At 75.5% G+C, this 10,267-nt stretch carries 9 protein-coding genes; 5 read left to right on the forward strand and 4 right to left on the reverse strand.

Annotation, left to right across the window (positions count from 1 at the left end):
- Positions 1 to 327 precede the first annotated feature (327 nt).
- The gene (locus tag ACFV4G_RS04080) at positions 328 to 891 is read right to left on the reverse strand and encodes a sigma-70 family RNA polymerase sigma factor (protein WP_380436207.1); all 564 of its coding nucleotides are present in this window, start codon (positions 889 to 891) and stop codon (positions 328 to 330) included.
- Between the two features lie 100 nt (positions 892 to 991).
- Between ACFV4G_RS04080 and ACFV4G_RS04085 the strand changes: the two genes are divergently transcribed.
- Positions 992 to 1,234, forward strand: coding sequence for a zf-HC2 domain-containing protein (locus ACFV4G_RS04085; protein WP_380436209.1), 243 nt, complete (start codon positions 992 to 994; stop codon positions 1,232 to 1,234).
- Positions 1,235 to 1,609: 375 nt separating this feature from the next.
- Here ACFV4G_RS04085 and ACFV4G_RS04090 read toward each other — a convergent pair whose 3' ends face one another.
- On the reverse strand, positions 1,610 to 2,551 hold the full coding sequence (locus tag ACFV4G_RS04090) for a hypothetical protein (protein ID WP_380436211.1): 942 nt from the start codon (positions 2,549 to 2,551) through the stop codon (positions 1,610 to 1,612).
- Positions 2,552 to 2,930: 379 nt separating this feature from the next.
- Here ACFV4G_RS04090 and ACFV4G_RS04095 point away from each other — a divergent pair, with 379 nt between their 5' ends.
- A complete protein-coding gene (locus tag ACFV4G_RS04095; protein WP_380436213.1) occupies positions 2,931 to 4,238 on the forward strand; it encodes a cytochrome P450 in 1,308 nt (435 codons plus the stop codon).
- Positions 4,239 to 4,423: 185 nt separating this feature from the next.
- Here ACFV4G_RS04095 and ACFV4G_RS04100 read toward each other — a convergent pair whose 3' ends face one another.
- Positions 4,424 to 5,119: an N-acyl homoserine lactonase family protein gene (locus ACFV4G_RS04100; RefSeq protein ID WP_380436215.1), complete on the reverse strand. Its 696-nt coding sequence runs from the start codon at positions 5,117 to 5,119 to the stop codon at positions 4,424 to 4,426.
- Between the two features lie 167 nt (positions 5,120 to 5,286).
- Between ACFV4G_RS04100 and ACFV4G_RS04105 the strand changes: the two genes are divergently transcribed.
- Both ACFV4G_RS04105 and ACFV4G_RS04110 read left to right on the forward strand, forming a co-directional pair.
- A complete protein-coding gene (locus tag ACFV4G_RS04105) occupies positions 5,287 to 6,807 on the forward strand; it encodes a CoA transferase (protein ID WP_380436217.1) in 1,521 nt (506 codons plus the stop codon).
- A 31-nt stretch (positions 6,808 to 6,838) separates the two neighbouring features.
- Positions 6,839 to 7,552 (forward strand): DUF6461 domain-containing protein, encoded by a 714-nt coding sequence (locus ACFV4G_RS04110; RefSeq protein ID WP_380436219.1) that lies wholly within the window; start codon positions 6,839 to 6,841, stop codon positions 7,550 to 7,552.
- Between the two features lie 70 nt (positions 7,553 to 7,622).
- Here ACFV4G_RS04110 and ACFV4G_RS04115 read toward each other — a convergent pair whose 3' ends face one another.
- A complete protein-coding gene (locus ACFV4G_RS04115) occupies positions 7,623 to 8,222 on the reverse strand; it encodes an HdeD family acid-resistance protein (protein WP_380436221.1) in 600 nt (199 codons plus the stop codon).
- A gap of 184 nt (positions 8,223 to 8,406) precedes the next feature.
- Between ACFV4G_RS04115 and ACFV4G_RS04120 the strand changes: the two genes are divergently transcribed.
- A partial coding sequence (locus ACFV4G_RS04120; RefSeq protein ID WP_380436223.1) for an NAD-binding protein occupies positions 8,407 to 10,267 on the forward strand: 1,861 nt, incomplete at its 3' end.

Raw genomic sequence — 10,267 nt, forward strand, 5'->3', positions numbered from 1 at the left:
GTGTGCGGGGCCGCTGGGCTGTCCCGTGCCGCGCGGGTGTCCCGGGTCGTCCCCGTGGGGGGGTCCGCCCCCCGGTACAGCAGTCGGGGGTGGAGGGGACGGGGTTCCCGAACACTTGGAGGAATTTTTCCGAAACCCGCACGAGGGGAGCGGGCGGGGGACGGCGGCGGGCAACTGACAGATGACAGATAACAGATTTCGAAATCTGTTATCTGTCATCTGAAACTTGTCAGCTGTCAGCTGTCGGCTGTCAGTCGCCGGTCCTCATCGGCTGCTCGCCGCACGCCGCTCACGGCTCGCGGCCGTCCGTCCCCTCGGCCATGGTGCTCAGCACGCCGCTGCGAGCTCCCCGCCGTCGGCCGCCCGGAGGCGGGCTATCAGCTCCTCCCGGGCCCGGGCCACCCGGGACCGGACGGTGCCGACCGGGCAGCCTGCCACTGCGGCGGCCTCGGCGTAGCTCAGGCCGACCACCTGCGTGAGCACGAACGCCTCGCGCCGCTGCGCGGGCACCCGGTCGAGCAGGTCGCCGAGCGCGATCCCGTCCTCGAACCCGGCCGCCGGCCCGGAGCCCTGCCGCTCCGCCGCCTCCTGCCAGTCCGGCAGCGCGGCCAGGCGCGGCCGGGCGGCGGCCGTCCGGTACCGGTCGATCACGGTGCGCCGGGCGATCGACAGCAGCCACGTGCGGGCCGACGATCGCCCCGCGAACCCGGGCAGGCTGCGCAGCGCCCGCAGGAACGTCTCCTGGGCGAGGTCGTCGGCGGACTGCGCGTCGGTCAGGTGGGCGACGAAGCGCCACACGTCCCGCTGGGTGGCGCGGATGAAGGCCTCGACGTCCGGTGCCCGTCCGGCCCGGGCGGTCAGGGCGAGCGCGGTGAGCTGGTCGTCATCCACGGCGGCCTCCGTCGCGCCGTCCGTGGAGCCGCCCGTCGGTCCGGTGAGTCCGGCGGACCCGGCCGCGCCGCCCGTCGAAGCCGTGAGGGACGATGACCATATGAGATGCGCGCAGTTCCGCACCGCCCTGTCCGCCCGCCTCGACGGCGAGGCGGCCGGGCTCCCGGACGGTCGTCTGGACGGTCACGTCGCCCGCTGCGCGGGCTGCCGGGACTGGCTGGTGCAGGCCGAACGGCTGCGCGGCCGGGTGGCGGCGAGCGCGGCCGACGGCCCGTCCGCCGACTGGTCCGCGAGCCTGCTGGCCCGGCTGGAGGAGGACGGGCCGGGCGGCCCGCAGCGTTAGGACGAGGGCGCCGGCCGAAGCCGGTGCGCCGTCGTAGTCAGGCATGAAGGGTCCTGAGAGAAGGGCTGGGAGCGGCACCGCTTTGAGCGGCACCGCAGGTGTCCATGGGCCGTGGGGGGCCCCCCCCCCCCCCCCCCCGCGCCCCGCCCCGCCCCCGCCCCCGCCGCGCCGGCCGCCCGCCCGCCCGGGCTCGCGGCGCCCCCCGCGCCCGCGCCCCGCCGGGGGGGCGCGGGCCCCCCCCCCCCCGGGCCCGGGCCCTGGCGGCACGGCGGCGCAGCGCGCTCGGCCGGACGGCAGGGCGACCTGCCCGTCGGAGTGCCCCCGGTGGCAGTGGCCGACCGGGTGGAGCGAGTGGAACGCGGGGAGACGGGCGCGTCAGCAGGCGAGGGCGAGCGCGGGCGGCCCGCGCCGCACGACGGCGTGCGTGAGCAGCACCTGTCGCGGCTGCCGCGTCCGCCGGGCGGCGCGCCGGGGCGGGGCCGGCGGGCGGAAGCCGAAGGGCCGCGCGAAGAGGGTCAGCAGCGGAACGAGCAGCGCGCCCGCGACGACGGCGCCGAGCAGCTCGAAGATCCGCACCAGCGCGGCGTCACCGCGCCAGAGCAGCAGGGCGCAGGCCAGCGCGGCCAGCACGTGGGCGGCGACCATCCCCACGGACATTCCGTGGGCCATGCCGTGCGCCATCCCGTGGGTGGCCGCGGCCTGCCCGGAGGCGTCGGCCATGCTGTGCGCCGGGGACGTCCCCGTCATGCCCGGCACCCCTGGCATGCCCGGCATCCCCGGCATGCCGCTCATTCCATCCATCCCGGCCATGCCGGTCAGGTCCATGCCCGTGCCGTCGCCGAGACCGGCTCCCGAGCTCGCGGCGGAAGCCGCGCCGTGCCGCAGTCCGGCCACGGCGTGCAGCCCGGAGGCCGGTGGTGCGTCCGGGTCGAGTCCGGCCATCCTGGCCAGGTCCGCGGGAGACGGTCCGCCCGGTACCCGGCCGGGGTTGCAGAGCAGCAGGGCGGCCCAGTCCGTGCCGGTCAGCCGGCCGAGTCCGCCGCCCGTCGGCGCGAGCGCCCCGGCGCGCTCGAACAGCAGGTGCAGCGCGGTCTGCGCCGCGACCATCCAGGCGCTGATCACCCCGAGCCCGCGCCGCTTCCCGGCGAGCAGCCAGGTCACGCCGAGGACCGCGCCGGACGCGCCGGCCAGGACCGACGGCGACACCCCGGCCCCGCCCATGGCGACGTGTGCCGCGGCGGCCAGCGCCACGCACAGCGTGGCGAAGACCACGGCGCGCAGCGAGCGGATCCGGTCGGTCATCACGATGGCACTCATCGTCGCACCCGTCGGCCCGCGCCCGTACCGCACCCTCCGGTATTGGCCGGTTCCGCCGCGTGAGACCATGCCCGGCCGCGTCGCCGAAGGCCGTCTCCTCACCGGACGTGCCCGGCCCGGGCCACCCGGCCGTGACCGCCCCGGCCCGGGCCACCCGGCCGTGACCGCCCCGCCCCGCCCCGGCCCGCCCGGCCGAGAACCGCCCGGCCCAACCGGCCGACGAGCCGACGATACGAACAGCCGCTCGCACGACCATCGAGGTGATTTGACATCTCCCACCCCCTGGTCACTAAATGTGCACAACCCCGTACGATGCGCACACGCCGGCGCCGGAGCCCGGCACCAGTGTCGGCACAGCGGACCACCAGGAGGCACGGCCATGGACACCACGACCGGCCGGCCGGCCTCGGCCGGAGCCCGCCCCGGCGCTACCTCCCGCTCCGGCTCAAGCCCCGCGTCCGGCAGTGCCCCGGACCTGGCCGATCCGGGCTTCTGGCAGCTCCCAGCCCCCGCCCGCGCCGCCGCCTTCGCCGAACTGCGCCGCCGCCCCACCCCCCTCTACGTCGGCGACCGCGCCGGCGGCCGCGGCTACCACGCCCTGGTCCGCCACGCCGACGTCGTCGAGGCCAGCCGCACCCCCGCCGTCTTCCGCAGCGCCCCCGGCGTCACCACCCCCGAACCGCCCCGCTGGGTCCGGGCCCTGTTCGGCGACTCGATGGTCAACCTGGACGACCCCCGCCACGCCCAGCTGCGCCGCGTCATCTCCCGCGCCTTCACCCCCCGCCTCCTCTCCGGAGCCGAGGACGACATCCGCCGCGTCGCCACCCGCCTCGTCGACGTCGTCGAACGCGACCGCCCCGAGGACTTCGTCGCCGCCGTCGCCGCCGAACTCCCCTTCCAGGTGATCTGCAATCTGATGGGCATCCCCGAGCGGCCCCGCCGCGCCATCCTCGACCAGGTCAACCACGCCTCCGAACACACCGGCGTCGCCCGGCCGCTGCGCAGCCGCCTGCGGGTGCCCGGCCGCGGGCTGGCGGCGCTCGCCCGGATGCAGCTCATGGTCGCGGCGATCGGGCGCCGGCGCCGCAACGCACCCGCCGACGACCTGATCACCGCCCTCGTCACCGCCGACGTCGACGGACGCCGGCTCACCGGCCGCGAGCTCGGCGCCTTCTTCTCCCTGCTGCTCGTCGCCGGCGTCGAGACCACCCGCAACGCGCTCGCCCACGGCCTCCACCTGCTCACCGCCCACCCCGACCAGCGCGCCCTGCTCCTCGACGACCTGGACGGGCGGCTCGGCGGCGCGGTCGACGAGATGGTCCGGCACGCCACCCCGATCATCCAGTTCCGCCGCACCCTGGCCGTCGACCACGAGCTCGGCGGCCCCGGCGGGCCACTCCTGCGGGCCGGCGAGAAGGCCGTCCTCTTCTTCGGCTCGGCCAACCGCGACGAGACGGTCTTCGCCGACCCGGACGCCTTCGACATCATGCGCACCCCCAACCCCCACCTGGGCTTCGGCGGCGGCGGTCCGCACTACTGCCTCGGGGCGCACCTGGCCCGGCAGGAGATGAAGGTGCTGTTCCGCGAACTGTTCACCCGCCTGCCCGGACTCCGGTCGGTCGGCGGGCCCGACCTCGTCCCGTCCAACTTCGACAACCGCGTGCGGTCGCTGCGCTTCACCTTCTGAGCCCTGCACGCGTTCCGAGCCCCGCACGTTCCGAGCTCTGCACGTTCCGAGCTCTGCACGTTCCGAGCTCTGCACGTTCCGAGCTCTGCACGTTCCGAGCTCTGCACGTTCCGAGCCCCGCACGTTCCGAGCCCCGCACGTTCCGAGCCCTGTGCGCCTGGCCGTCACGTGAAGCCCGCGAACGCCTACCCGGCCGACGGTTCCCACACCGCGTTGTCGTGCGCGAACAGCACCCGGCGCGGCCCGAACGACGCCAGCCGGTCCAGCCACCGCGGGTGGTCGGGCAGCGGCTGCGCCACGCCGTCGAGCGCCGCGCGCCGGGCGAGCACCGCCGACCCGTAGCCGACCGCGAAGTCGTACGCCTGGCCCGCCAGGACGATCGCGCCGTCCCGGCGTTCGACGACGAGCGACTGGTGCCCCGCCGTGTGCCCGGGTGTCGGCACGACTCGCACTCCCGGCCAGACCTCCGCCTCGCCGTCCAGCACGCGGTAGTCCGCGCCAGGGAAGTCGACGAGCGCGTCGATCGTGTAGTCGCCCTCGCGGGCCGCCGCGAGCTCCTCCGCCTGGACGAGCACCGGCGTGCCGGCCAGCAGCGGGTTGCCCCCGCAGTGGTCGAAGTGGAGGTGGCAGTTGACCACCAGGTCGAGGTCGCCGAGCGCGACACCGGCCGTCGCGAGCGCCTCCGGCAGCGGGCGGCGGACCGGGCGGTAATGGGCCTCGGTCTCCGGATCGCCGCCGCCGATGCCGGTGTCGAAGAGCAGCAGTCCCTCGGGACGCCGCACCAGGTAGGCGAGCACCGGCTCGACGCGCGGCTGCGGCTCGCCCGCCTCGGCGGCGGGCCGGACGAAGTAGCCCAGGTCGAGACGGCGGATCGCGTGCATTCAGGCCCCCCGGAGGCGTTCGTGCGCCGCACCGGCGCCCGGTCCGCACCCTACCCGTTGGCTGTGCGCGTTCAATCCGTCGATCGGCAGGCTCAGGCGGGCACGTCGGCGAGGTGGGGTGGCGGCCGTCACGGCGGACGTCCGGGAAGCGGAGCACAATGCGGCACATGACAGAGCGTCCGACGCCCCCGGCCGAGCAGATCCCCGCCGTCCAGACGACCCACGGGCCGACGCCCGCCGGGCCGGCGCCCCTCGGGCAGAACCCGCCGGCCCAGGCACCCGCCGACGCCGACGGCCCCACCGCGCACGCCTGGGCGGCCCTCGGCGGCTCCGCCGACCTCCTGGACCGGGTCGCCTTCCACGGCCCCGACACCGTCCTGCCCTCCGGCCTGCCCGTGCGCCGCCTCGCCCGGGCCACCGTCGCCGCCTGCTCCCTCGCCGCCGCCGAACTCGCCGCGCACCGCGCCGGCGGCCCCGTCCCCGCCGTGCGGATCGACCAGGGCGCCGTCGCCACCGCCTTCGTCAGCGAACGCCACCTGACCGTCGACGGCCGCGCACCCGTCAGCTTCGCCCCGCACTCCGGCTTCTGGCGCACCGCCGACGGCTGGATCCGCACCCACGCCAACTACCCGCACCACCGCACCCGGCTGCTCACCGCCCTCGGCCTGCCCGGCGACGCCGGACCCGAACAGCTCGCGGCGGTGCTGAGCGAACAGCCCGCCGAACTCGTCCAGGAGCGCGCGTACGAGGCGGGGGCGCTCGCGGTGGCCGTCGTACCGGTGGGCGACACCGTTCACCCCCTGATCGAGACCCGCATCGTGACCCCGAACGGCCCGGCGCCCGCCGCACCCCGCCCGCTCGGCCCCGCCCCTCTGCCCGCCGCCGGCATCCGCGTCCTCGACCTCACCCGCGTCATCGCCGGCCCGGTCGCGACCCGCACCCTCGCCCTCCTCGGTGCCGACGTGCTGCGCATCGACTCCCCCCACCTCCCCGAGGCCGACGACGCCCACGCCGACACCGGCTTCGGCAAGCGCTCCGTCCTCCTCGACCTCGCCGACCCGGCCGACCGCGCCACCTTCGAGGAACTCCTCGCCACCGCCGACGCCGTCATCTCCGGCTACCGCCCCGGTGCCCTGGACGCCCACGGCCTCGCCCCCGACGCCCTCCTCGACCGCCACCCCGGCCTGATCGTCGCCCAGCTGTGCGCCTGGGGCTGGACCGGGCCCTGGGCCGGCCGCCGCGGCTTCGACAGCCTCGTCCAGGCCGGCGTAGGCATCGCCGCCCACGAAGCCGCCCCCGAGGGCCACCTCGACGGCCACCTCGACGGCCACCCCGGGGTGCTCCCCGCCCAGGCACTCGACCACGGCACCGGCTACCTCATCGCCGCCGCCGTCCTGCACGCCCTCACCGAGCAGCGCACCGGCCGGCCCGGCGGACGCCACCTCCGCTTCTCCCTCGCCGGCACCGCGTCCTGGCTCCTCCACGACATCCCGCGCTCCGAAGCCCGCACCGGCCCCGACGGTCCGTCGGACGCCACCCCCTACGACCCGGCGCCGTACCTCGCCGAGACCGACTCCGCCTACGGACGCCTGCGCCACGCCCTCCCGCCCGTGGCCTACGACGGTGCGCCCACCAACTGGTCCCGCCCGCCCGGCCGCTGGGGAACCGACCGGCCCACCTGGCTCTGACGCTGTCACAGCCGTCTGGCAGCATCGCCCCATGACCGCACACGCCACCGACTTCACCTGGTTCGCCGAGCGCCACCCCGTGCTCGGCGAGGCCTACTGCCTCACGTACGTCCAGGGCATCGGCGCCGACGAACTGCTGCGCCGCTTCGACGCCGCCCCGGGCGGCGAGGTCACCGGCCTGGAGGCGGTCGTCGCCGCGTGGGAGACCTTCGACGACGGTGAGGACGGGACGGACGACGAGGACCTGTTCGAGGACGACGAGGACGACGAGGCCGACGACGAGGACGACGACGAGGTGGCCGAGGGCCCGTCCGACGATGACGACGACGAGAACGCCGACCGCCTCTTCGTCGCCGTCACCGAACTCGACGGCTGGGCCCTCGCCGTCGAGCCCTACGGCTACCTCGGCAGCCTCTGGGACATCCTGCCCCGCCTCGCCGACGGCACCCGCGCCGTCTCCCACTTCCGCAACGTCAACGCGGTCGACGCCTTCAACTGGTGGGAGGGCCCCACCTGCCGACTCCACTTCGAACCGCTCTTCCCCGACCAGCGGCACGGCACCGACGCCGACGCCGACGGCATGCAGGACCTGCTCACGGCCTGCGGCTTCCGCCTCGACGACAAGAACACCGAGCTCAACACCGAGTCCGCCTTCGCCCTCGCCGAGCGGCTGACGGACGTCCGGATCGGCGCCGGCCGCCTGGAGACGGCGACCTTCCGGATCGGATACGCGCCCAGGCCGTGACGCGCGCCCGGTCCGCACGGGACAGCCGCACGCCCGAGCCCGCTCGGCTACGCGCCCGAGCCCGCTCGGGCTATACGCCGGACGGGATCCGCTTCGCCCGGCCGCGCATCTGGAGCGCCGTCACGATCTCGATCAGGCCGAGGATCAGCAGCCAGCAGCCCGCCAGGACCGTCAGCGCGGCGATCGAACCGACCGGCCACACCATCAGCAGCACACCGGCCAGCGTGTTCGCCACGCCTGCGAAACCCTGCCAGGTGCGTGCAGGCATGTACGGGTCCGAGAACGCGGCCGCGAGCTGGGTGATGCCCCGGAACAGCCACCCGATGCCGATCCAGAGCGCGAGCAGCAGCAGCGACTGCGCCGCGCTGCGGAAACAGAGCAGGCCCAGGAGTACGCAGATCGCGCCGCTGATGAACGCCAGCACCCGCAGCGCGGTGGTGGCGTGGGTGCCGAACGCCGCGACCAGCTGGACGATCCCGATGACCAGCAGGTAGAGGCCGAAGAGCACGCCCACCACCAGCAGGGTCTCGCGCGGCCAGGCGAAGACGACGATGCCGAGGCCGAGCGAGGCCAGACCGGCGAGCAGCAGGACCTGCCAGGCGGCCTTGGCGAGCAGCCCGAGCGGGCCCTGCACTTCGGTGCCGTCGGGGGTGATGATCGGGGGGACCACGGTGGTGCCTCCTCGGGCCGGGGCGAGCCGGGAACGGGTACGGAACGCGTCGGAAGCGGACGGGGGACGACACCCACCCTCGACGCACCGGCCGCGAACCGCCCGTGCGGTACCGCCGTTCGGGGGTCCCGCGGTTCCCGGAACGACACCTTCCGAACACCTGGCGTGGATATCATCCGTCGGTATGACTTCTGAAGGGTGGGGGACCCCTCCGGTCGAGCCGATCAGCCAGCACTTCGTCGTCCGCGGCGGGAACGCGCTGGCCCACCGGCTGGTCCTGGAACTCGTCGAGCACTACGAGGTCCCGGTCGTCGTCCTGGTCGCGGACCGCGACCACGACCACGCGCCGCAGATCGAGCAGCTGACCGGCGTCTCGGCCGTGGTCGAGTACAGCAGCATCACCGACGAGGCACTGCGCGCGGTGTCCATCGGGACCGCGCGCGGCCTCGCCCTCGTCGAGGGCGACGACCAGGAGAACATCCACGCGGCGCTCAGCGCCCAGGGCCGCAACCCGAACATCCGGATCGTCCTGCGGATGTTCAACCAGCGCCTCGGGGAGAACATCGAACGCCTCCTCAGGAACGGCGCCGCGCTCTCCGGCTCCGCCACCGCGGCACCGGCCTTCGCGGCTGCGGCGCTGGGCCGGCCCAACTCGGTCGCGGTCGGCGGACGCTTCCTGCACATCGCCTTCGACGAGGCGATCACCTCCGACCGGCTCTGCATCGTCGCCGACCGCATCGACCGCCAGGATGTCAGCAGGATCCGGCTGATGCCCGAACAGGAGGGCGGCTCGGCCGAGTTCGTCCGGCTCGCGAGCGAGTTCGGGGACGACGGTCCGGTGCGCGCCGGCGGCGCCGAGGTCCCCGCCCCGCGCCGCCCGGCCGAAGTCGCCGAGCCTGCCGAGCCCGCCGGGGCAGCCGCGCCCGCCGAGTCAGCCGGGGCGGTCGCGCAGGAGGAAGCGACCGGAGCGGTGTCCGCGGCCGTCGACGACGAGGGCGGGATCGCCGCCCTCCAGGCGCTGCCGGTCGAACCGCGCGAACCGATCAGCTGGGCACGGCGGTTGCGCTGGCGACTGCTCGACACCGCCCGCTACTTCACCAGCGCCCGGATGCGGCTGGTGCTGCTCATTGCGCTCGCCGCCGTGCTGATGGCCTTCTCCGTCCTCTGGTACCTGAGCCGGGACTTCGGCTGGACCGTCTACATCTCGCTGCTCGACCTCGCCGGCGCGGCCCAGCCGGACCAGCCCGCCGACCTCGCCGCCGGGACGGGGACGGGCGGCCTGTGGCAGCGGGTCGCGCAGGTGGTGATCACGCTGTGCGGCATCACGTTCGCGCCGGTCGCCACCGCCATCGTGGTCGAGGCGCTCGCCTCCGGGCGGCGCGGCCAGCCCCGCAACCCGAGCGCCGGCACCCGGGAGCACGTGATCGTCGTCGGCCTCGGCAACGTCGGCACCCGCGTCGCGAGCCAGCTCCACGAACTGGGCGTACCGGTGGTGTGCATGGAGCGCGACCCGCAGGCGCGCGGCATCGCCGCCGTCCGGGCGCTCGGCATCCCGGTCGTCCTCGGGGATGGCCCGTTCGAGGAGCAGCTGCGCCGGGCCCGGCTGAAGCACAGCCGGGCGGTGGTTGCGGTCAGCGGCGACGACGCGACCAACCTGGAGGCGGCGCTGGAGGCGCGCCACGGCAATCCCGAAGTACGGGTGGTGGTGCGGCTGTTCGACGACGACTTCGCCGGGCACTTCTACGCGACGCTGGACAACGCGGCGTCCCGGTCCGTCTCCTACCTGGCGGCGCCCGCGTTCGCCGCCGCCCTGATGGGGCGTGAGGTGCTGGGCACCCTCTCGGTGTTCCGGCACGTGCTGCTGATCGCGGAGCTGACGGTGGAGGACGGCAGCGGGCTGATCGGCATGAACCGGCACGACCTGGAGGAGCCCGGGGGGGGGGGGGGGGGGGCCCCCCCCGGGGGCCCCCCCCCCCCCCCCCCGGGGGAAAAAACCCGCCCCACCCCCCCCCCCCCCCCCGGCCGCCCCAGAAGAGTGGCCGCCC

The sequence above is a fragment of the Kitasatospora sp. NPDC059747 genome, assembly GCF_042732955.1.
GTDB lineage: Bacteria > Actinomycetota > Actinomycetes > Streptomycetales > Streptomycetaceae > Kitasatospora.